Source organism: Pseudomonas sp. Q1-7 (assembly GCF_028010285.1).
Taxonomy (GTDB): domain Bacteria; phylum Pseudomonadota; class Gammaproteobacteria; order Pseudomonadales; family Pseudomonadaceae; genus Metapseudomonas.
Genome location: NZ_CP116304.1, coordinates 4515395 through 4537225 on the forward strand (window position 1 = coordinate 4515395; position 21831 = coordinate 4537225).

General features: G+C 63.8%; 25 protein-coding genes. 15 read left to right on the forward strand and 10 right to left on the reverse strand.

Annotated features, from left to right (window positions below; all coding sequences use genetic code 11):
• Positions 1-4: 4 nt before the first annotated feature.
• The 8 genes from PJW05_RS20945 (at position 5) to tsaA (ending at position 6325) form a co-directional block, all read left to right on the forward strand.
• Entirely contained in the window at positions 5-1273 is a 1269-nt protein-coding gene (locus tag PJW05_RS20945; protein WP_271408871.1) for a virulence factor family protein, read from the forward strand.
• A 77-nt stretch (positions 1274-1350) separates the two neighbouring features.
• Complete coding sequence (locus tag PJW05_RS20950; RefSeq protein ID WP_271408872.1) at positions 1351-1899, forward strand: cytochrome b; 549 nt, start codon at positions 1351-1353, stop codon at positions 1897-1899.
• Positions 1900-2023: 124 nt separating this feature from the next.
• Positions 2024-3346 carry a 30S ribosomal protein S12 methylthiotransferase RimO gene (gene rimO / locus PJW05_RS20955; RefSeq protein ID WP_271408873.1) on the forward strand — a complete coding sequence of 441 codons (1323 nt, stop codon included), beginning with the start codon at positions 2024-2026 and terminating at the stop codon, positions 3344-3346.
• Positions 3347-3473: 127 nt separating this feature from the next.
• A complete protein-coding gene (locus PJW05_RS20960; RefSeq protein ID WP_271408874.1) occupies positions 3474-3824 on the forward strand; it encodes a thiol-disulfide oxidoreductase DCC family protein in 351 nt (116 codons plus the stop codon).
• Between the two features lie 50 nt (positions 3825-3874).
• Entirely contained in the window at positions 3875-4516 is a 642-nt protein-coding gene (locus tag PJW05_RS20965; RefSeq protein WP_271408875.1) for a glutathione S-transferase family protein, read from the forward strand.
• Positions 4517-4610: 94 nt separating this feature from the next.
• Positions 4611-5381, forward strand: a complete 771-nt coding sequence (locus tag PJW05_RS20970) for an SDR family oxidoreductase (RefSeq protein ID WP_271408876.1) — start codon at positions 4611-4613, stop codon at positions 5379-5381.
• 64 nt (positions 5382-5445) lie between these two features.
• On the forward strand, positions 5446-5631 hold the full coding sequence (locus PJW05_RS20975) for a hypothetical protein (RefSeq protein WP_271408877.1): 186 nt from the start codon (positions 5446-5448) through the stop codon (positions 5629-5631).
• Between the two features lies 1 nt (position 5632).
• Entirely contained in the window at positions 5633-6325 is a 693-nt protein-coding gene (gene tsaA, locus PJW05_RS20980; RefSeq protein ID WP_271408878.1) for a tRNA (N6-threonylcarbamoyladenosine(37)-N6)-methyltransferase TrmO, read from the forward strand.
• Positions 6326-6356: 31 nt separating this feature from the next.
• Here the strand turns inward: tsaA and PJW05_RS20985 are convergent, their stop codons facing one another.
• Positions 6357-6659 (reverse strand): putative quinol monooxygenase, encoded by a 303-nt coding sequence (locus PJW05_RS20985; RefSeq protein ID WP_271408879.1) that lies wholly within the window; start codon positions 6657-6659, stop codon positions 6357-6359.
• A 60-nt stretch (positions 6660-6719) separates the two neighbouring features.
• Between PJW05_RS20985 and PJW05_RS20990 the strand changes: the two genes are divergently transcribed.
• Positions 6720-7133: a VOC family protein gene (locus tag PJW05_RS20990; RefSeq protein ID WP_271408880.1), complete on the forward strand. Its 414-nt coding sequence runs from the start codon at positions 6720-6722 to the stop codon at positions 7131-7133.
• A 56-nt stretch (positions 7134-7189) separates the two neighbouring features.
• Here the strand turns inward: PJW05_RS20990 and fpr are convergent, their stop codons facing one another.
• On the reverse strand, positions 7190-7969 hold the full coding sequence (fpr, locus tag PJW05_RS20995; protein ID WP_271408881.1) for a ferredoxin-NADP reductase: 780 nt from the start codon (positions 7967-7969) through the stop codon (positions 7190-7192).
• A gap of 127 nt (positions 7970-8096) precedes the next feature.
• Here fpr and PJW05_RS21000 point away from each other — a divergent pair, with 127 nt between their 5' ends.
• Positions 8097-9023, forward strand: a complete 927-nt coding sequence (locus PJW05_RS21000; RefSeq protein ID WP_271408882.1) for a LysR family transcriptional regulator — start codon at positions 8097-8099, stop codon at positions 9021-9023.
• Between the two features lie 4 nt (positions 9024-9027).
• On the opposite strand, the gene PJW05_RS21005 is transcribed toward PJW05_RS21000, so the two are convergent.
• A complete protein-coding gene (locus PJW05_RS21005; protein ID WP_271408883.1) occupies positions 9028-9393 on the reverse strand; it encodes a diacylglycerol kinase in 366 nt (121 codons plus the stop codon).
• A gap of 71 nt (positions 9394-9464) precedes the next feature.
• Positions 9465-10115 (reverse strand): response regulator transcription factor ErdR, encoded by a 651-nt coding sequence (erdR, locus tag PJW05_RS21010; protein ID WP_271408884.1) that lies wholly within the window; start codon positions 10113-10115, stop codon positions 9465-9467.
• 202 nt (positions 10116-10317) lie between these two features.
• Here erdR and PJW05_RS21015 point away from each other — a divergent pair, with 202 nt between their 5' ends.
• Positions 10318-11223 (forward strand): DMT family transporter, encoded by a 906-nt coding sequence (locus PJW05_RS21015; RefSeq protein ID WP_271408885.1) that lies wholly within the window; start codon positions 10318-10320, stop codon positions 11221-11223.
• On the opposite strand, the gene PJW05_RS21020 is transcribed toward PJW05_RS21015, so the two are convergent.
• Entirely contained in the window at positions 11224-11934 is a 711-nt protein-coding gene (locus PJW05_RS21020; RefSeq protein ID WP_271408886.1) for a tRNA-uridine aminocarboxypropyltransferase, read from the reverse strand.
• Positions 11935-12147: 213 nt separating this feature from the next.
• Here PJW05_RS21020 and PJW05_RS21025 point away from each other — a divergent pair, with 213 nt between their 5' ends.
• On the forward strand, positions 12148-12561 hold the full coding sequence (locus tag PJW05_RS21025) for a quorum-sensing-regulated virulence factor family protein (RefSeq protein WP_271408887.1): 414 nt from the start codon (positions 12148-12150) through the stop codon (positions 12559-12561).
• Positions 12562-12765: 204 nt separating this feature from the next.
• Positions 12766-13845: an LOG family protein gene (locus PJW05_RS21030; RefSeq protein ID WP_271408888.1), complete on the forward strand. Its 1080-nt coding sequence runs from the start codon at positions 12766-12768 to the stop codon at positions 13843-13845.
• Positions 13846-13916: 71 nt separating this feature from the next.
• On the opposite strand, the gene recX is transcribed toward PJW05_RS21030, so the two are convergent.
• From recX to PJW05_RS21045, 3 genes are all read right to left on the reverse strand, one after another.
• Entirely contained in the window at positions 13917-14381 is a 465-nt protein-coding gene (recX, locus tag PJW05_RS21035; RefSeq protein ID WP_271408889.1) for a recombination regulator RecX, read from the reverse strand.
• A 7-nt stretch (positions 14382-14388) separates the two neighbouring features.
• Positions 14389-15438 carry a recombinase RecA gene (gene recA, locus PJW05_RS21040; RefSeq protein WP_271408890.1) on the reverse strand — a complete coding sequence of 350 codons (1050 nt, stop codon included), beginning with the start codon at positions 15436-15438 and terminating at the stop codon, positions 14389-14391.
• Positions 15439-15525: 87 nt separating this feature from the next.
• Positions 15526-16038, reverse strand: coding sequence for a CinA family protein (locus PJW05_RS21045; RefSeq protein WP_271408891.1), 513 nt, complete (start codon positions 16036-16038; stop codon positions 15526-15528).
• 70 nt (positions 16039-16108) lie between these two features.
• Here PJW05_RS21045 and mutS point away from each other — a divergent pair, with 70 nt between their 5' ends.
• A complete protein-coding gene (mutS, locus tag PJW05_RS21050) occupies positions 16109-18676 on the forward strand; it encodes a DNA mismatch repair protein MutS (RefSeq protein ID WP_271408892.1) in 2568 nt (855 codons plus the stop codon).
• 140 nt (positions 18677-18816) lie between these two features.
• The gene (gene fdxA, locus PJW05_RS21055; protein WP_271408893.1) at positions 18817-19140 is read left to right on the forward strand and encodes a ferredoxin FdxA; all 324 of its coding nucleotides are present in this window, start codon (positions 18817-18819) and stop codon (positions 19138-19140) included.
• 698 nt (positions 19141-19838) lie between these two features.
• On the opposite strand, the gene rpoS is transcribed toward fdxA, so the two are convergent.
• Positions 19839-20843: an RNA polymerase sigma factor RpoS gene (gene rpoS, locus PJW05_RS21060; RefSeq protein ID WP_271408894.1), complete on the reverse strand. Its 1005-nt coding sequence runs from the start codon at positions 20841-20843 to the stop codon at positions 19839-19841.
• A gap of 106 nt (positions 20844-20949) precedes the next feature.
• Positions 20950-21825, reverse strand: a complete 876-nt coding sequence (locus tag PJW05_RS21065; protein ID WP_442969265.1) for a peptidoglycan DD-metalloendopeptidase family protein — start codon at positions 21823-21825, stop codon at positions 20950-20952.
• Positions 21826-21831: the final 6 nt, after the last annotated feature.

Genomic DNA, 21831 nt, shown 5'->3' on the forward strand with positions numbered 1-21831 from the left:
GCCCATGCTCAAACGCAACTGGCGACGCCTGCTGCTGATCCTGATCATCGCCCTGGTGGGGGCGGCCCTGCTGGTCTGGAGTCGCCCCGCGCCGCGGCTCGGACTGGAGCACCACAGGCTGCCCGACGGCAGCGCCATGACCCTGGCCAATCCCGCTGGCGCCGTGCGGCAGCGTGTGCTGCTGATGACCAGCGGCGACCAGCGCCTGTCCGGCGCCGAGTTGCTGGCCCTGGCTCGCGACGGCAACGCGCGCCTGCTGCAACTGGAGCTGCCGGAGAAGGACTGCGCGGCCCAACAGCAGCGCCTGGCGCTGGCCACTGAAGCCCTGGGCGGAGCGCCCAACCTGGTGGCCGGCATCGGGCCTGGCGCCGCATTTGCCTGGCGCTGGCTGGCCGGCCAGGACGACGACAACGCCCAGGCCCTGTCCATCGACTTCCGCCTGGACGTCCCGGACTGCCCTGCGCCGTTGCCGCAGCAGGCGCGCCATGGTCATTGGCTGGCGGCCTGGAACGACAACCCCGACGATCCGAGCGCCGCCTTCGCGCGCAACCAGGGCAACGCCGACACCCTGATCGGCGACTACTCCACCAGCCTGGTGCAATTGCTGCAGCAACGCCTGCACGGCCTGCTGCAAGGCCAGGGCGAACCGCTTCCGGTGGTGGAAGTACCGGCGGTGAACACAATCGGAGCCGTCACCCTGTTCTATTCCGGCGATGGTGGCTGGCGCGACCTGGACCGCGCCGTGGCCGACGAAATGGCCACACGGGGCCATCCGGTGGTGGGCATCGACGCACTGCGCTACTTCTGGCAACGCAAGAGCCCGGAACTGGGCGCCGCCGACCTCAGCCATCTGATGCAGGCCTACCGCGAAAAGTGGGGCGCCACGCGCTTCGTGCTGGCCGGCTACTCCTTCGGCGCCGACGTGCTGCCGGCGTTCTACAACCGGCTGCCGAAGGCCGACCAGGACCAGGTGGACGCCATTCTGCTGCTGGCCCTGGCACGCAGCGGCAGCTTCGAGATCGAAGTACGCGGCTGGCTCGGCACGCCCGGCCAGGAAGCCGCCACCGGCCCGGAACTGGCGAAGCTGCCGGCAGCCAAGGTGCTCTGCGTGTTCGGCCAGGAAGAAGCGGCGGAGAGCGGCTGCACCCAGCCCGACGCCGTGGGCGAAAGCCTAGAACTGCCCGGCGGGCACCATTACGACGGGAACTACCCGGCATTGGCGGAGAAGCTGCTGGCAGCGATGGAGAGGCGACAACATTCCCAGCGGGATTGATCCCGGTTCAGGTTTGCTTAATCCAGAGGAGCTATCCTCCCTGACCGTTTTTGCCATAACCAGCAAGAGGAACCCTGATGAGCCTCAAGAACGCGCCATCCCGCTATGGGAAGCTGTCCATCGCCCTGCACTGGCTGATGCTGGTGCTGATCGCCGCCGTCTACGCCTGCATCGAACTCAAGGGCAACTTCCCCAAAGGCAGCGAAACCCGCGAACTGCTCAAGCAATGGCACTTCATGCTGGGCCTGGCGGTGTTCTTCCTGGTCTGGCTGCGCCTGCTCGGCCGCGTCATCTCCCCCACCCCGGCCGTCCGACCGGAACCCGCCGGCTGGCAGAACGCCCTGGCCAAGCTGATGCACCTGGCGCTCTACGCGCTGATGATCGGCGCGCCCCTGGCCGGCTGGCTGATCCTCAGCGCCGCCGGCAAGCCCATCCCCTTCTTCGGCCTGGAACTGCCGGCGCTGATCGGCCCGGACAAGGCGCTTGTCGGACAGATCAAGGAACTCCACGAACTGGCCGGCACCGTCGGCTACTGGCTGATCGGCCTGCACGCGCTGGCGGCGTTGTTCCACCACTACGTGAGCCGCGACAACACCCTGCAGCGAATGCTGCCGGGGCGCGGCTGAACAGCATTCCCGGCACTCCCCGGCCGGGAATCAGATGAGGCTGGAAATGGTCGACGCCTGCCGCTAGAATTGCGCACTTTTTGATCAGAGGCGCCCTTCTGAGCGCCCATCGAGGTTAGCCGCAATGTCCACCGCTACTCCCAAAGTCGGATTCGTCAGCCTGGGTTGCCCGAAGGCCACGGTCGATTCCGAACGCATCCTCACCCAACTGCGCATGGAAGGTTACGAAATCGTGCCGACCTACCAGGATGCCGATGTAGTGGTGGTCAACACCTGCGGTTTCATCGACAGCGCCAAGGCCGAATCCCTGGACGCCATCGGCGAGGCCATCGCCGAGAACGGCAAGGTGATCGTCACCGGCTGCATGGGCGTCTCCGAAGACAGCATCCGCGACGTGCATCCGAGCGTGCTGGCGGTCACCGGCCCGCAGCAGTACGAGCAGGTGGTCAGCGCCGTGCATGAAGTGATTCCGCCGAAGGCCGACCACGACCCCTTCGTCGACCTGGTGCCGCCGCAAGGCATCAAGCTGACCCCGCGCCACTACGCCTACCTGAAGATTTCCGAAGGCTGCAACCACAGCTGCAGCTTCTGCATCATCCCCTCCATGCGCGGCAAGCTGGTCAGCCGGCCGGTGGGCGACGTACTTTCCGAGGCAGAGCGCCTGGTCAAGGCTGGCGTCAAGGAACTGCTGGTGATCTCCCAGGACACCAGCGCCTACGGCGTCGACCTGAAATACAAGCTGGACTTCTGGAACGGCCAGCCGGTGAAGACCCGCATGCTGGAGCTGTGCGAAGCCCTCTCCGCCATGGGCGTGTGGGTGCGCCTGCACTACGTCTACCCCTACCCCAATGTGGACGATGTGATCCCGCTGATGGCCGAGGGCAAGCTGCTGCCCTACCTGGACATCCCCTTCCAGCACGCCAGCCCGAAAGTGCTCAAGTCCATGAAGCGCCCGGCCTTCGAGGACAAGACCCTCGCCCGCATCAAGAAATGGCGCGAGATCTGCCCGGACCTGACCATCCGCTCCACGTTCATCGTCGGCTTCCCCGGCGAAACCGAGGAAGACTTCCAGTACCTGCTGGACTGGCTGAGCGAAGCCCAGCTGGACCGCGTCGGCTGCTTCCAGTACTCGCCGGTGGACGGCGCCCCGGCCAATGACCTGGGCCTGGAGCCGGTGCCGGACGCAGTGAAGCAGGACCGCTGGGAGCGTTTCATGGCCCACCAGCAGGCCATCTCCGCCGCCCGCCTGCAGAAGAAGATTGGCCGCGAAATGGACGTGCTGATCGATGAAGTGGACGACGAAGGCGCCGTGGCCCGCTCCTGGGCGGACGCACCGGAGATCGACGGCAGCGTGTTCGTCGAGTCCACCAACGTCAAGCCAGGCGACAAGGTGCGCGTGCGCATAGTCGATGCCGACGAATACGACATGTGGGCCGAGCTGGTCTGAGTCGATCGCCGAATGGAAGAGCCCCGCCGATGCGGGGCTTTTTCTTTTGCGGGCGAGCGGTTGGTCCGGAAATATCCAATCGCCGTAGGATGGGATGAACGCAGCGATCCGCATCACTGGAGCCCCCATGCTCAAGGTCTTCTACGACGGCGCCTGCCCCCGCTGCATCGCCGACCGCCGCTGGTACGAATCCCTCCCCGGCGGCGCCGAAGGCGTGGAATGGGTCGATATCACCGGCCGTGACGCGGAACTTCGCGCCCGCGGCATCGACCCCTACCAGGCCCTCACCGAACTCCACGTGGAGGACGAAAGCGGCCGCATCCACCGCGAACTGGACGCCTACATCCTGCTCCTTTCCCGCGTGCCCCGGCTGGCGCCGCTGGCCTGGCTGATCGACCTGCCGCTGCTCAAACCGATCCTGTCGCGCCTCTACCGCCACTGGGTACTGCGTCGCCTGCGGCGGGACGGCAGGCTCTAGCCGCAGGGTCTAGACTCGCTCCATCCACGGCACAAGAGCGGACCACAACAATGACCAGCCAGAACCGCCAGATCACCCTCTACCACTGCCCCTACACCCGCTCCACCGGCGCCCTGACCCTGCTGGAGGAACTTGGCGCCGACTACCGGCTGCATGTCATGAATATGCAGCTCGGTGAACAGCGCAAGCCGGAATTCCTTGCCATCAACCCCATGGGCAAGGTGCCTACCATCCTCCATGGCAAATCGGTCGTCACCGAGCAGGTGTCGGTCTACCTCTACCTCGCCGACCTCTATCCCGAAGCCGGACTGGCGCCGCCCCTGGGCGATCCGCTACGTGGCCCCTACCTGCGCTGGATGGTGTTCTACGGTTCCTGCTTCGAACCGGCGGTGGTGGACCGGGTGCAGAAGCGCGAACCAGTTCCCGAGCAGCGCTCGCCCTACGGCGATTTCGACAGCGTGATGAACACCCTGGTCGGCCAGTTGAAGAACGGCCCCTGGCTGCTCGGCGAACAGTTCACTGCCGCCGACGTGCTGTGGGGCAGCGCACTGAACTGGACCACCCAGTTCGGCCTGATCCCGGAAGTACCGTCGATCAAGGCCTACATCGCCCGGTTCATCGAACGCCCGGCCTACCAGCGCGCCCTGGCCAAGGACGCCGAACTGGCCGCCGCCCAGGCTGCCCCGGCCTGACAATGCCACCGTATTCCCCGCCTCGATAATGCCCCCGCCCCGGTATCGCCGGGGCTAGGGTATGGGCCTTCCCAGGCCCACTTGCGAGGTTCCAATGCATCCCTACTTCAGCCTTCAGGGTCGTACGGCCCTGGTCACCGGCGGCACTCGCGGCATCGGCCGCATGATCGCCCAGGGCTTTCTCGAAGCCGGCGCCAGGGTATTCATCTGCGCCCGTGACGCCGAGGCCTGCGAGGCCGCCGCCGTGGAACTCTCTGCCTTTGGCCAGTGCCAGGGCCTTGCCGCCGACCTCTCCAGCGAGGCTGGCGCCAGGGCTCTGGCGGAGATGCTGGAGCAGCACGTCGGCCAGCTCGACATCCTGGTGAACAATGCCGGCACCACCTGGGGAGCGCCCCTGGAAAGCTATCCGGTGAAAGGCTGGGAGAAGGTCATGCAACTCAACGTCACCTCGGTGTTCAGTTGCATCCAGCAAATGCTGCCGCTACTGCGCAAGGCCGGCAGCGAGGCCAACCCGGCTCGGGTGATCAATATCGGCTCGGTGGCCGGCATCACGTCCCACGGTGAGGAGGCCTACGCCTACGGCCCGAGCAAGGCGGCGCTGCACCAGCTGTCGCGCATGCTGGCGCGGGAACTGGTGGCCGAGCACATCAACGTCAATGTGATCGCCCCTGGCCGATTCCCCAGCAAGATGACCCGCTTCATCGCCAGCGATCCCGAGGCCCTGGCCCGCGACACGGCGCTGATACCCATGAAACGCTGGGGCCGGGAAGAAGAAATGGCCGCGCTGGCCATCAGCCTGGCCAGTACGGCAGGCGCCTACATGACCGGTGCCATCATTCCCATCGACGGCGGTTTCCACCTCTAAGGCATCCCTTGCGCAGCGCATGGGCCGGCGCTAGGGTAGCCGCGCACATCACCGGAACTCCCCCATGCGCCCCACCCTTATCGCCCTCCTGCTCACCTTCGCCGCCCCGGCCTTCGCCGCGCCGGCGCCCTTCTTCATCTGGCAGAGCAAGCTGGATGGCGCACTGACCTGCGCCCAGACCAGCCCCGGCGACGGCTGGCTGCGTCTGGGCGGCGCCTTCCGCGATGCCGGTTGCCGCGTACCCTACTGACATGCAGCACACCATTTCGCCGGTGGGCTACGTCCGTTCCTGCTTCAAGGAAAAATTCGCCATTCCCCGCCAACCGCACCTGGCCCCCGCCGCCCGTGGCGTGCTGGAGCTGGTCCCGCCCTTCGACAGCGGCGAAGCCGTGGCGGGGCTGGAGCAGGTCAGCCACGTCTGGCTGCTGTTCCTCTTCCACCAGGCCCTGGAAGACAAGCCGCGCCTGAAGGTGCGGCCGCCACGCCTGGGCGGCAACCAGTCCATCGGCGTGTTCGCCAGCCGTTCCACCCACCGCCCCAACGGCATCGGTCAGTCGGTGGTGAAGCTGGACAAGGTAGAGGCCGGGCGTCTCTGGCTGTCCGGCATCGACCTGCTGGATGGCACGCCGGTCATCGACATCAAACCCTACGTGCCCTACGCCGACCGCCAGGACGGCGCGCTGAACGCCATCGCCGACGCCGCACCGGAGCTGATTCCGGTGGACTGGGAACCGGCCGCCCTGCTCCAGGCCCGCGCGCACGGCCAGCGCCTGGGCGAACCCCTGGCCGAACTGGTGGAACAGTGCCTGGCCCAAGACCCTCGCCCGGCCTACCAGAAGCCCGAACCCGAACGCCGCTACGGCGCCCGCCTGTGGGACGTGGATGTGCGCTGGCACTACCCCGAGCCAGGACGCATCCGCGTGCTGGAGATCGCCCGGAGCTGAGGTTTTCGGGTGGCTCCCACTATCACGGCGTTCAGCGGGAAGGGTTGAGCGCCAAAGCGTCCGCTTCGATGCAGTCCTGTTGCAGGATCAACGGCTCCAGCAACGGCCGGCTGGCGAGGAAATGCGCAGTGCGCATATGGGCCTCGAAAGCGGCCTCGTCGGTGTAGACCTCGTAGAGCCAAACCAGCTCGGGGTCGCTGCGGTCCTGCAGCACATCGAACACCAGGCAACCCGGCTCGTCGCGCACCGAGGCGGCGGCGTTGACAGCCATGGCGTCCATGAACGCCTCCAGGCTGCCGGGACGAAGGCGGGTCTTCAATAACAGACAGTACACGCGAAACTCCTTTTGTCTTATATTCACGACAATATTGTATACAACAATGGAGATTCGCCAATGTCCCAGCGTCCCGGCCGTCTCAACGGCCTGCGCCATATCGCCATCGTCGTCCCCAACCTGGAGGAGTGCGAGCGCTTCTATGTGGACGTACTGGGCATGGAAGTCCTCAACCGTGCCCATGAAGACCTGGTCTACCTCACCTGCGGCAATGACAACCTGTCCCTGGGCCGCGCCTTCGCCCCCAGCAGCGGCATACAAGCGGTGGACCACTATGGTTTCGTCGTGGACAGCCTGGAAGAGCTGGAGGCCTGGTACCGCTACCTCAAGGACAAGGGCGTGACCATGCTCGACCGCCCCTTCGCCCATGGCGACGGCGCACACAGCTTCCACGTGCTGGACCCGGCCGGGAACAAGATTCAGCCGATCTACCATCCGGCCATCTCCGGGCAACGCTTCAGCTCGCCGGTGTAAGGCCCCAGAAACGACAAAGCCCGCCGATTGGCGGGCCTTGGTGAAGCGTCCAGCGCTTACTTCTCGACGAAGGCGCGCTCGATCAGGTAATCGCCCGGCTCACGCATGCGCGGAGAGATCTTCAGACCGAAGCTGTCGAGGACCTCGCTGGTCTCGTCGAGCATGCTCGGGCTGCCGCAGATCATGGCGCGGTCGTCCTGCGGGTTGATCGGCGGCAGGCCGATGTCCTCGAACAACTTGCCACTGCGCATCAGGTCGGTCAGACGGCCCTGGTTCTCGAAGGGTTCGCGGGTCACGGTGGGGTAGTAGATCAGCTTGTCCTTCACCGCCTCGCCGAAGAACTCGTTCTGCGGCAGGTGCTCGGTGATGAACTCGCGGTAGGCCACTTCGTTCACGTAGCGCACGCCGTGAACCAGGATCACCTTCTCGAAGCGCTCGTAGGTTTCCGGGTCCTGGATCACGCTCATGAAGGGTGCGAGGCCGGTGCCGGTGCTCAGCAGGTAGAGGTGCTTGCCGGGGTTCAGGTCATCGAGGACCAGGGTACCGGTGGGCTTCTTGCTGATGATGATCTCGTCGCCTTCCTTCAAGTGCTGCAGTTGGGAGGTCAGCGGACCGTCCGGCACCTTGATGCTGAAGAACTCCAGGTGCTCTTCCCAGTTCGGGCTGGCGATGGAATAGGCGCGCATCAGCGGACGGCCACTGGGTTGCTGCAGGCCGATCATGACGAACTGGCCGTTCTCGAAGCGCAGGCCCGGGTCGCGGGTGCACTTGAAGCTGAACAGCGTGTCGTTCCAGTGATGAACGCTGAGGATGCGCTCCGAGTTCATGTTGCTCATTGGTGGGGGCTCCGAAAATTTTGAAATCGCCAGCGCCGCAGAAGAGGCACAATTGCGCGACATTGTATTGATAGCGACAATATCTGTTAACTGAATTATCAAGATATAGGTTATCGGTTATATAGATATGCGATTTACGCTACGCCAACTCCAGGTATTCGTCGCCGTTGCCCAGCAGGAGAGCGTTTCCCGTGCGGCCGCACAACTCTCCCTCTCGCAATCGGCAGCCAGTACGTCGCTGACCGAGCTGGAGCGCCAGTCCGGCTGCCAGTTGTTCGACCGTGCCGGCAAGCGTCTCAGCCTCAATGCCCTGGGTCGCCAATTGCTGCCCCAGGCGGTTGCCCTGCTGGATCAGGCCCGCGAGATCGAGGACCTGCTCAACGGCAAGACCGGCTTCGGTTCGCTGGACGTCGGCGCGACCCTGACCGTGGGCAACTACCTCGCCACCCTGCTGATCGGCTCCTTCATGCAGGCTCACCCGGAATGCCAGGTGAGCCTGCATGTGCAAAACACGGCGAATATCGTCCAGCAGATCGCCCTGTACGAACTTGACCTGGGTCTAATCGAAGGTGATTGCCAGCATCCGGACATCGAGGTCCTGCCGTGGGTGGAAGACGAGCTGGTGGTGTTCTGCGCCCCACAGCACCCGCTCGCGGCGAAGGGCCAGGCGAGCCTGGAGGAGTTGAGCCGGGAAGCCTGGGTCCTGCGGGAACGCGGCTCGGGCACGCGGCTCACCTTCGATCAGGCCATGCGCCACCACCCCACGCCGTTGAACATCCGCCTGGAGCTGGAACATACCGAGGCGATCAAGCGGGCCGTGGAATCGGGCCTTGGCATCAGTTGCATTTCGCGGCTGGCGCTGCGGGACGCCTTCCGCCGCGGCAGCCTGGTGCCGGTTGAAACCCCGGGGATCGACCTGCGCCGACAGTTCTATTTCATCTGGCACCGGCAGAAATACCAGACCGCCGCCATGCGCGAGTTCCTCGATCAGTGCCGGGCACTGACCGCCGGGGTGAAACGCAGCGACGAGATCGTGCTGCCGCCGATCGCCTGAGACCTCATCCGAGGAGGATGGTGGCCCAGACCGCCGTAATCAGGGCGAGCGCGGTGAACTGCGCCGCACTGCCCATGTCCTTGGCGTTCTTCGACAGCGGATGACGTTCGAGGGAGATGCGGTCGATGGCCGCTTCCACCGCCGAGTTCAACAGCTCGACGATCAACGCCAGCAAGCAGGCACCGATCATCAAGGCCCGCTCGCCCCGGCTCACATCGAGAAAGAAAGACAGCGGAATCAGCACCGCATTGAGCAGTACCAGTTGGCGGAAAGCGGCTTCGCCGACGAAAGCGGCGCGCAGGCCGTCGAGGGAGTAGCCGGCGGCGTTGAGGACACGTTTGAGGCCCGTCTGGCCTTTGAATGGCGACATAGGAAGAAAGGTTGTTGAAAGGAGCGCGCAGCCTAATGCAACGCGCCTCAAAATTGCGTGAAATGGCCGATTCAGGCCGAGGGAATCGATTCCATCTGTTGCAGCAGCAGCGCGGCCTGGGTGCGGGTACGCACATTGAGCTTGCGGAAGATGGCCGTCACGTGGGCCTTCACCGTGGCCTCGGAGACATGCAACTCGAAAGCGATCTGCTTGTTCAGCAGCCCTTCGCAGACCATGGTCAGCACGCGAAACTGCTGCGGGGTCAGACTGGCCAGGCCTTCACTTGCGGCCTTGGCTTCAGCGGACAGGGCCTGAGCCTCCTCCAACTGCGGTGGCCACCAGGCATCGCCGTCGAGCACCGCGCGCACGGCATCCTGGATGACCTCGAGCGGACTGGACTTGGGAATGAAGCCACTGGCCCCGAACTCGCGGGAGCGGGCGACCACCGAGGCCTCCTCCTGGGCGGAGATCATCACCACCGGAATCTGCGGATACTGGCCACGCAGCAGCACCAGCCCGGAGAACCCATAGGCGCCGGGCATGTTCAGGTCGAGCAGGACCAGGTCCCAATCGGCACGCTCGGCGAGGCGGGTTTCGAGTTCGGCGATGCTCGCCGCCTCCGCCAGCCGCGCATCCGGTCCGAGGCCCAGGGCCAGGGCCTGCTGCAGCGCACTGCGAAACAGCGGATGGTCATCGGCAATGAGGATTTCGTATGAGGCCATGGGCATGTCCTTTTTGTAATGGGCCCAGACACGCCTCGCCGGGGGTAGGGAGAGGCATTTCGGCACAACCGGATACGCTGGCCAGGCCCGAAGCTCGATACGGGCGGGCCGTAAAGCGGCGCCCAGAATGCCGACCCGCGTCGGGGTGGTCAAGTCGCGCGCTTTACGGCAAAGTTCCGGGCTTTTCCAGCCGAGATCCACCATGCGAAGCCAAGCCCTGCGCGCCGATATCCTGATGCTGATCACCGCCGCCATCTGGGGCGCGGCCTTCGTCGCCCAGCGCCTGGGGATGGATGCCATCGGCCCCTTTCTCTATACCGGACTGCGCTTCACCCTCGGCGCCCTCATCCTTCTGCCCCTGCTGCTGGTGTTGCCCAAGCCAGCCGTGAAGCAGCCGTTCAACCGCGGCATGCTGCTCGGCGGCCTGTTGATGGGGCTGGCCCTGTCGCTGGGTATCAACCTGCAGCAGGTGGGCCTGCTGTTCACCACGGTGACCAATTCCGGCTTCATTACCGGCCTGTACGTGATCATAGTCCCGCTGCTGGGCCTCTTCCTCGGCCATCGTACTGGCATGGGCACCTGGCTGGGTGCCTGCCTGGCAGTCGTGGGGATGTTCCTGCTCAGTGTCGGTGAAGGCTTTCAGGTCGCCTCAGGCGACTGGCTGCAGCTGGCCGGCGCCTGCGTCTGGGGCGTGCATGTACTGCTGGTGGGTTACTTCGCCAGCCGCTACGACCCGATCCGCCTTTCCATCCTGCAGTTCGCGGTATGCGCGGTGGTCAGCCTGGTCCTCGCACTGGTGCTCGAAGAGATCAAGGTCGAAGCGATCCTCCAGGCGGGTCCCGCCATCCTTTATGGTGGCGTCATCGCCGTCGCCATCGGCTACACCCTGCAAGTGGTGGCGCAGCGTCATGCCATCGCGTCCCACGCCGCCATCATCCTCTCGCTGGAAGCGGTGTTCGCCGCCATCGCCGGCGCCCTGATGCTGGACGAGTCCCTGCATCCGCGCGGCTACCTCGGCTGCGCCCTGATGTTCACCGGCATGCTGGTGGCGCAACTCTGGCCGCAGAAGGCGATGGCCGAGACGGTCCCGACCGAGGCCAAAGCCTGATCAGAGGTAGCTGCTGAGCGCCTGGTGCGCCAGGCTCGCCTCGTCCAGGGGCAGGGCCCGCTTGGCCCCCAGGTAGCGTTCGGTGAACACGTCCAGGTAGGCGTTCAACGCGCCGCCGGCCCGTTCGTCCCCGGCCAGCTCCAGGCACAGGGCTCCCACCTCAGCGGTGCACAGGTGCTCATCGCGCTTGGAGCGACGCAAGCGATAGCGGGAAATCTGCTCCGGTGAAAGGCTGAGGACCGGGAAGCGATCCAGGTAAGGACTCTTGCGGAACATCTTGCGCGCCTCTGTCCAGGTGGCATCCAGCAGGATGAACAACGGTCGCTTGCGCGCCTCCACCTCGACGCGATCCACCACCCGCTGCGATTCGGCGTACTCGCCGGGGAACACCAGGTAGGGTTGCCATTGTGGGTCTTCCAGCAGAGCGAGCAGTGCATCGTCCACTTCGGTACGCGACCAGCCGAAGGCCCAGGTATCGGGCACCAGATCGGCGATGAGCCAACCGGTGTTGCTGGGTTTCATGGGCTCGGAGTAGTACATCATCAGGCAGACACCGGAGCGCACCGGGACCTTGGGACGCCAGGCGCAGAAGCAATAGTCAAGGGCGACCCGGCACTCCGGACAGCGCGGCGCGCGCGATCCGCGGGCAACGAAGGGACGGGGGCTGCGCGCAAGGCATTCGGCGCGCAGGCGGAAGACGGCGTGACTCATCGAAACGGGTTCCAGTACAGCAGGAGAGTGCCCCGTACCGGCCGAATTGCGGCAAGCAAGGGGGACAGGCGTCAAGGAGGATGGAGCGATTCTACCAGAGGTGCCTGGCCGTGCCGGCGACCGTCTGGAGCCGAATTTTCACGCGACAAGCACTGCAGGCGAACGCACAATTGCCGCGCTGGTCAAACGGCTACTTTTCGTCAGGAGATTCCCATGCTGCGCCTCACCGCCCTCGCCCTTTGCGCGACCTTGCCCTTCTTTGCCCAGGCCACGTCGCTCAAGGACTTCGAGCTGACCAAAATGCTGGAAAAAGTGGCCCGGGAGAGCAGCGCCGGCACCCCTCGCGCCATCAACGAGGACATCCTCGACCAGGGCTACACGGTGGACGGTAATGATCTGGTGAATCATCTCAGCGTGCGTGAAGCCCATGCCGCGCAGATGCGCGCCAATCCCGACGCGGTGCGCGCGCAGTTGGGCGCCAGCGTCTGTCGCAACACCGGCTACCGCCAGCTGCTGGCCCGAGGTGCTGGCCTGCGTTACGAGTTCAGCGAGTACAAAAGCAATCGCCCAGTGACCTCCGAACGCTTCATCGCCCAGGATTGTGGCCTGAAAGCCAAGTCCAACTGATCGAGCCGGGTCCACCGTTCGTTCCGCGATCGACGTCCGCGGCTCATCATCACGAGCACCTCACCGCAATTGATTCGGTCTCCGTGAACTGGAAAAGATCCAGCGTCTGCCGCAAGCTGTAGTTGAGCGGCTCAACTGGGTCGCCCGGTTTCCGGCCCCATCCAGAAGAGCAGCTCCGAGAAGTTGATGAGCAAGGAGATTGCTATGCCCTATGATCCGGACGATTACCTCTCCCGGCACTTCCAGACCAGCGGAATCGACCTGACCCAGAAGGTCGATGAATTGATCAACCTCACCGTCCCCAGCGGCAGCCCCAACCTGGCGCTCTATCGCGAAATGCTGATAACCGTGGTGCGCATGGCCCAGGCCGACCGCAACCGCTGGGATGCCAAGATCATGCTGCAGACCCTGCGCGAAATGGAGCACGCCTTCAGCGTCCTGGAACAATTCAAGCGTCGCCGCAAGGTCACCGTCTTCGGTTCGGCGCGGACCCCGGAGGGCCACCCTATCTATGCCTTGGCGCGCCAACTGGGCGCGGAGCTCGCCAAGCGCGACCTGATGGTGATTACCGGTGCCGGTGGCGGCATCATGGCCGCGGCCCACGAAGGCGCGGGGCTGGAAAACAGCCTGGGCCTGAACATCACTCTGCCATTCGAGCAGCACGCCAACACAACGGTGAATGGAACCGAACACCTGCTGTCGTTCCACTTCTTCTTCGTGCGCAAACTGTTCTTCGTCAAAGAAGCCGACGCGCTGGTGCTGTGCCCTGGCGGCTTCGGCACCCTGGATGAGGCGTTGGAAGTCCTGACGCTGATCCAGACCGGCAAGAGCCCGGTGGTGCCGGTCGTACTGCTGGACGAGCCGGACGGCAGCTACTGGGAAGACGCCATCGGGTTCCTTCACGAACAACTGGAACGCAACCGCTACATCCTTCCAAGCGACATGAACCTGATGCGCCTGGTGCGCAATGCCGATGAGGCGGCAGCCGAAATCGCCCAGTTCTACCGCAACTACCACTCCAGCCGCTGGCTGAATGCCAGCTTCGTGATCCGCATGAACCACTCTCTCAGCGAGCGAGCGCTGGGCCAGATTCAGGAGCAGTTCGCTGACCTCTGCCTGGAAGGAACCTTCAGCCAGCAAGCCTACTCGGAGTCCGAGAAGGACGAACCGGAGTTCAGCGAACTGATTCGCTTGGCATTCCGCTTCAACGGCCGCGACCACGGCCGCCTGCGCGAACTCATTGATTTCATCAACCTGCCACAACATTGGGCCGACTGGGCCTGACCCGCTACACGGCCGCCACGGCCTGCGGCAAACCAGCCATGCGCCGTCGCGCATGGCGCTTGTCGGGAAATTCAGTCGTCCGGATTGCCGCGCAGGAGACGGCTGATCATTTCCATGGAATAGCCGCGGTAGGCGAGAAAGCGTCCTTGCTGGGCGCGCTCGCGGGCGTCCTGCGGTTGCTGCCCCTTGAACTTGCGGCGCCAGACATCGCGCAGCTGTTCTGTCCAGTCGATATCGGCTTCGCGCAGGGCCAGGTCTATCTCACCACGGGGCAAGCCACGTTGCGCCAGCTCCTCACGGATGCGCTGCGGCCCATAGCCGCCACGGGCACGGCTGGCGATGAAGCTTTCCAGATAACGGGATTCGGAGAGCAGCCCCTCTTCCGTCAGACGGTCGAGGGCACTGTCGATCAACTCGGGAGCGGCGCCGCGCTGACGCAACTTACGCGTCAGCTCGACTCGTCCATGTTCGCGCTGCGCCAATAGATCCATGGCAGCCCGCCGCACTGCGGCGGGGTTGTCGAGCACGACGGGCATGGGCGGATCAGAGGTCTACGTCGGCCAGATCATCAGCGTCGGCGGTGGCCGCAGACTTGTTGGCTGCGGCATCGACCAGCAGCTTCTCGCGAATGATCTTCTCGATGGCGCTGCCGACTTCCCGGTTTTCTTCCAGGTACTTGGCAGCGTTGGCCTTGCCTTGGCCGATCTTATTGCCCTGGTAGCTGTACCAGGCACCGGACTTCTCTACCAGGCCGAGCTGTACACCCAGGTCGATGATCTCGCCGGTACGGTAGATGCCCTTGCCGTACATGATCTGGAACTCGGCCTGGCGGAAAGGCGGAGCAACCTTGTTCTTCACGACCTTGACGCGAGTTTCGCTGCCCACGACTTCCTCGCCTTCCTTTACCGCGCCGGTACGGCGGATGTCGAGGCGCACGGAAGCGTAGAACTTGAGGGCGTTACCGCCGGTGGTGGTTTCCGGGTTGCCGAACATCACACCAATCTTCATACGGATCTGGTTGATGAAGATGACCAGGCAATTGGCATTCTTGATATTGCCGGTGATCTTGCGCAGGGCCTGGGACATCAGGCGCGCCTGGAGGCCGACGTGGGAGTCACCCATTTCACCTTCGATTTCGGCCTTCGGCACCAGGGCAGCCACGGAGTCGACGATGATCACGTCGACGGCGTTGGAGCGTACCAGCATGTCGGTGATTTCCAGGGCCTGCTCGCCAGTGTCCGGCTGGGAGACCAGCAGGTCGTCCACGTTCACGCCGAGCTTGCCGGCGTAGTCCGGATCCAGGGCGTGCTCAGCGTCGACGAAGGCGCAGGTCGCGCCCAGTTTCTGGGCTTCGGCGATGACGGAAAGGGTCAGGGTGGTCTTACCGGAAGACTCAGGACCGTAGATCTCGACGATACGGCCTTTCGGCAGGCCACCGATGCCAAGGGCGATGTCCAGGCCCAGGGAGCCGGTGGAAATGGCCGGGATGGCCTGGCGGTCGTGGTCGCCCATGCGCATGACCGCGCCTTTGCCGAACTGTTTCTCGATCTGGCCCAGGGCAGCAGCCAAGGCGCGCTTCTTGTTCTCGTCCATTGAAGTCCTCACTAAACTCAAGAGGGCCTGGCGGCCACCAACAACTGTATAAGTAGACAGTATTATTCCATAGGGCAAGTCGCGCGCCTACCCCTGGACGGCTTTTTCTCCTGCAGCTAGTCGGATCAGTCCTTGCAGCGCTTCTGCGACCGTCTGCCGGCGCACGGCCAGGCGATCCCCCGCGAACTGGCGGCGTACCGCCTCCACCTCCGCGCCATCGCCCCAGGCCAGCCAGACCGTGCCGACCGGCTTCTCCGGCGAGCCGCCATCGGGTCCGGCCACACCGCTTACCGCCACCGCAAAGCGAGCACCGCTGCGCTGCTGGGCCCCTCGCACCATGGCCTGGACCACCTCGCGACTCACCGCCCCCACTTGCTGAAACAGCTCGGCCGGCACCGCCAGTTGTGCGGTCTTCTGCCGATTGGAATAGGTGACGTAACCCGCCTCGAACCAGGACGAGCTGCCGGGAATGCGAGTGATCGCCTCGGCGATGCCTCCCCCCGTGCAGGACTCGGCGGTGCTCACCGATTCCCCACGCGCCGTCAATGTTTCACCCAGGCGGGCGGCCAGCGCTGTCAGTTCATCTTCGGAAACGGGCATGAGCACTCCGGGGTTAAAGCGAGCCAGCGGGATACCGTACACTAGCGCCTTTTGCGCGCAAGGCCAGGCAATGAGCGATCTCAGCGAACACACACCCATGATGCAGCAGTACTGGAAGCTGAAGAACCAGCATCCGGATCAACTGATGTTCTACCGCATGGGCGACTTCTACGAGATTTTCTACGAGGACGCCAAGAAGGCCGCCAAGCTGCTCGACATCACCCTGACCGCTCGCGGCCAGTCGGCGGGCAAGTCGATTCCCATGGCCGGCATCCCCTTCCATTCGGTGGAGGGCTACCTGGCCAAGCTGGTCAAGCTCGGCGAATCGGTGGTGATCTGCGAGCAGATCGGCGATCCAGCCACCAGCAAAGGCCCGGTGGAGCGCCAGGTGGTGCGCATCATCACCCCCGGCACCATCAGCGACGAAGCGCTACTGGATGAACGCCGCGACAACCTGCTGGCTGCGGTGCTGGGCGACGAGCGCCTGTTCGGCCTGGCGGTACTGGACATCACCAGCGGCCGTTTCAGCGTGCAGGAGATCAAGGGCTGGGAGAATCTGCTGGCTGAACTGGAGCGCTTGAACCCCGCCGAGTTGCTGATCCCAGACGACTGGCCCCAGGGGCTTCCGGCGGAAAAGCGGCGCGGCGTGCGCCGTCGTGCGCCATGGGACTTCGATCGCGACTCGGCGAAGAAGAGCCTCTGCCAGCAGTTCGGCGTCCAGGACCTCAAGGGCTTCGGCTGTGAAACCCTCAGCCTGGCCATCGGCTCCGCGGGTTGCCTGTTGGCCTATGCCAAGGAAACCCAGCGCACCGCCCTGCCCCACCTGCGCAGCCTGCGCCACGAACGCATCGACGATACCGTCATCCTTGATGCCGCCAGCCGCCGCAACCTGGAGCTGGACGTGAATCTCTCCGGCGGCCGCGACAATACCCTGCAATCGGTGATCGACCGCTGCCAGACCGCCATGGGCAGCCGTCTCCTGAGTCGCTGGCTGAATCGCCCGTTACGTGACCGTGCTGTACTGGAGGCCCGCCAGGACGCCATCGACTGCCTGCTGGACCGCTATCGCTTCGAAGGCCTGCAACCCCAGTTGAAGGAAATCGGCGACGTGGAGCGCATCCTTGCCCGAATCGGCCTGCGCAACGCACGTCCCCGTGACTTGGCGCGCCTGCGCGACGCCCTCGCCGCCCTGCCGCTGCTGCAGGACGCCATGACCGAGCTGGAAGTGCCGCATCTGAAGGGCCTTGCCGGCAATATCCGCACCTATCCGGAGCTGGCCGACCTCCTGGCCCGCGCCATCATCGACACCCCGCCCGCGGTCATTCGCGATGGCGGGGTGATCAAGACCGGCTACGACGCCGAGCTGGACGAACTGCAGGCGCTCAGCGAGAACGCCGGCCAGTACCTGATGGATCTGGAGGCCCGGGAAAAGGCCCGCACCGGTTTGCCGAACCTGAAGGTCGGCTACAACCGCATCCATGGCTACTACATCGAATTGCCGCGCGTGCAGGCCGAGCAGGCACCCGCCGACTACATCCGCCGCCAGACCCTGAAGGGCGCGGAACGCTTCATCACCCCGGAACTCAAGGCGTTCGAAGACAAGGCGCTGTCGGCCAAGAGCCGTGCCCTGGCACGGGAGAAAATGCTCTACGACGAACTGTTGGAGCTGCTGATCGAACAACTGGCTCCGCTGCAGGACACCGCCGCTGCCCTGGCCGAGCTGGACGTGCTGAGCAACTTCGCCGAGCGCGCGCTGAACCTCGACCTGAATCGCCCGCGCTTCGTCGACGAACCCTGCATGCGCATCGACCAGGGCCGCCACCCGGTGGTGGAGCAGGTGCTGGACACGCCCTTCGTGGCCAACGACCTGGCGCTGGATGACGCCACACGCATGCTGATCATCACCGGCCCGAACATGGGCGGTAAGTCCACCTACATGCGCCAGACCGCGCTGATTGTGCTGCTCGCCCATATCGGTTGCTTCGTGCCGGCGGCCAGTTGCGAGCTGTCGCTGGTGGACCGCATCTTCACCCGCATCGGCTCCAGCGACGACCTGGCCGGCGGCCGTTCGACCTTCATGGTGGAGATGAGCGAAACCGCCAACATCCTGCATAACGCGAGCGCCAGCAGCCTGGTACTGATGGACGAAGTGGGTCGCGGCACCAGCACCTTCGACGGCCTGTCACTGGCCTGGGCTGCGGCCGAACATCTCGCCCGCCTGCGCGCATTCACCCTGTTCGCTACCCACTATTTCGAACTGACCGTGCTGCCGGAGACCGAACCGGTGGTGGCCAACGTCCACCTGAACGCCACCGAACACAATGAGCGCATCGTCTTCCTGCACCACGTACTGCCCGGCCCGGCGAGCCAGAGCTACGGCCTGGCGGTAGCCCAGTTGGCAGGCGTGCCGGGCGACGTGATCCAGCGCGCCCGCGAGCATCTGGCGCGACTGGAAACCACCAGCCTGCCCCACGAAGCGCCGCGCCAGAGCCCCGGACAGCCCACTGCGCCCATGCAAAGCGACCTTTTTGCCAGCCTGCCACACCCGGTACTGGATGAATTGGCCAGGATCAAGCCGGATGATCTGACACCCCGGCAGGCGCTGGAGCTGTTATATACACTGAAGTCACGTATCTAACCCCTGAACCGCACAAACTGCTAGAATCCCGCGCGCTCTGGAATACGCCCGGGAATCAGCCTGCCCGGCACCCTGAGTTCCAGCGCCGAGAAGCCGGAGATAAAAGGCTTCCGAGCCGCCGCTTGAGGAGAAGAATAGAAATGACCTTCGTCGTCACCGACAACTGCATCAAATGCAAATACACCGACTGTGTGGAAGTCTGTCCGGTGGACTGCTTCTACGAAGGCCCGAACTTCCTGGTCATTCACCCGGACGAGTGCATCGACTGCGCACTCTGCGAGCCCGAATGCCCGGCACAAGCCATCTTCTCCGAGGATGAAGTGCCTGAGGACATGCAGGAGTTCATCGAATTGAACCGTGATCTGGCCGAAGTCTGGCCGAACATCACCGAAAAGAAGGACTCCCTGGCCGACGCCGAGGAGTGGGATGGCGTCAAAGGCAAGCTGGAGCACCTGGAGCGCTGATCCGTCCTCTGCCCAAACGCAAAAAGGCCCGCATCTGCGGGCCTTTTGCTTTCCTTCGGGCAAAAAAAGGGGCGGGGGTTACCCGCCCACTCTTTTGTCCCTATTCCCTGTAGTCCTTGCTCATCATCCTGATGAATCGCATCCGGCGATGTCCTGGTCGATATCCTTATCAACCTGCGTACATCCTGTACGCAAGAGTGATGTTAGCGATCCAGCGGTCCGGTGCAAGTTGCAGGAATGGCGCTTCCGGAATCTGACTGGCTCAACTCGACAAAAATATCCAATTAGATTTCAACGACTTACATGCTTTCCACATCAAGAATCGATCAATATCGAGCAGCGACTTCCTCAGATAACGTACACCGCGTGTAAGCAATCACTTACATGCCAATTCATAAAAAAGAACCTCGGGACCCATCCGCCAGATGGAACCTTCCTCGACCGCACTGGAGGTCAGCACAGGAAATGAAAAGGCCCGGCCAAAGCCGTAATGCTGTTCACATAAGAAGTAACGGGACTCGATCAGTCCCCTCGCCCCTTTGGGGAGAGGGTTAGGGAGAGGGGGGAAACGACTGTTTCGCAGGGATTTCAACCCTCTCTCCCAGCCCCTCTCCCATAAATGGGAGAGGGGAGCGAGTCATGCGCGCTTAAGTGAACAGCATTACGGCCAAAGCCGGGCCTTTCAGGTGGTCAGAGTGTTACTGGAACAATGCGTCGCTGGACAGGCCGTTCTTCTCCAGGATTTCCCGAAGACGCTTCAGCGCTTCGACCTGAATCTGCCGCACGCGCTCGCGAGTCAGGCCGATCTCCTGGCCCACCTCCTCGAGGGTACAGCTTTCATGCCCCCGCAGACCGAAGCGACGCACAACCACTTCGCGCTGCTTGTCAGTCAGCTCCGACAGCCACTGGTCGATACTCTGCGAGAGGTCATCATCCTGCAGCAGTTCACAGGGGTCGGTGGGACGCTCATCGGTCAGGGTATCCAGCAGCGTCTTGTCGGAGTCCGGACCGAGGGACACATCCACCGACGTCACCCGCTCATTAAGACCAAGCATGCGCTTGACCTCGTCGACGGGCTTTTCCAGCAGATTGGCGATTTCCTCCGGCGAAGGCTCATGATCCAGCTTGTGGGTCAGCTCACGGGCCGCCCGCAGGTAGACGTTGAGTTCCTTCACCACATGGATCGGCAACCGGATGGTCCGGGTCTGGTTCATGATGGCCCGTTCAATGGTCTGACGGATCCACCAGGTGGCGTAGGTAGAGAAGCGGAACCCCCGTTCGGGATCGAACTTCTCCACCGCACGGATCAACCCCAGGTTGCCCTCCTCGATCAGGTCGAGCAAGGACAGACCGCGATTGACATAGCGTCGCGCGATCTTCACCACGAGGCGAAGGTTGCTTTCAATCATGCGCTTGCGCCCGGCAGGATCTCCGCGTTGCGCCAAGCGCGCGAAGTGCACTTCTTCTTCCGGGGTAAGCAGGGGGGAAAAGCCGATTTCGTTGAGGTACAGCTGAGTCGCGTCGAGCGCGCGGGTGTAGTCGATGTACTTGTGTTGCTTGGGTGAGGTTGAATGCCGGGATTTCGCGGTGGGCAGAGGCGCGTCGTTCTCCTCGCTCAACGCATCATCCAAAATGACGCCTGGCTCCAGGAGGAGCAGTTCGTCATCGACGTCAAACTCCGGCGCTTCTTTATTGAGTGCCATTGTTGTTGTCCCTTGCTGAGTTCGACAACAAGCCCTGGCGAAGCCTTATATCCCTGGCGCCGCCCGAGCCCGTCCTTACCACGCGGTGGAACGGGCTGAAAACGGGTCAACGACGTGGCAGGTATTGCAGCGGGTCTACAGGCTTACCTTGACGGCGAATCTCAAAATGAAGCTTCACCCGGTCAGTCCCCGTTGAGCCCATCTCGGCAATTGTCTGCCCGACCTTGACCTGCTGTCCCTCCCGCACCAGCAACCTGCGGTTATGACCATAGGCGCTTACGTAGGTATCGCTGTGTTTGATGATGACCAATTCGCCGTAGCCCCGTAATCCACTTCCGGCATAAACAACTGAACCATCCGACGCAGCCAAGACAGGCTGGCCTAATTCCCCAGCGATATCAATCCCTTTATTCAAACTGCCGTTTGACGAAAAACGACCGATCAGGGGCCCGCTCGCGGGCCACACCCATCCGGCTGCAGACCGCGTCGTAGACACGCTTGGCTTCGATGATGGCGCTGTCGCCACCGGCTTCTGTGGCACTGGCTGCGGACGGACAGCCGGTTGCTGCGCCGGCACGGGCGGGCGGCTGGAACTGCTGCCAGTCTTTGGATTGGTCGTCGAGGCCGTGGCGACAGTCGAAGGGGCGGCCTGCCGGGATCGGCCGTCGAAACGGATGATCTGACCGGGCCGAATCACGTAAGGGGCGGGAATGCCATTGCGCGCGGCCAAGGCCTTCCAATCCCAGCCGAAGCGGAATGCGATGGAATAAAGGGTGTCGCCACGCTGAACGCGGTACTGGCCGCTGGTGACAGGTTGCCGTTGCGGCGCGGAGGACGCTCCCGAGTGAGTGCGGTCGACTACGCTGACTTCGCCTTTCTGGGTGCTGGAACAACCGACCAGCAAGATGCCCACCGCAACTGCGGGCAACCAGGTGAGCCCATTTCCCATGCGAATCCACTGCCGAATGGCCATCAGGCTCACTCTTGT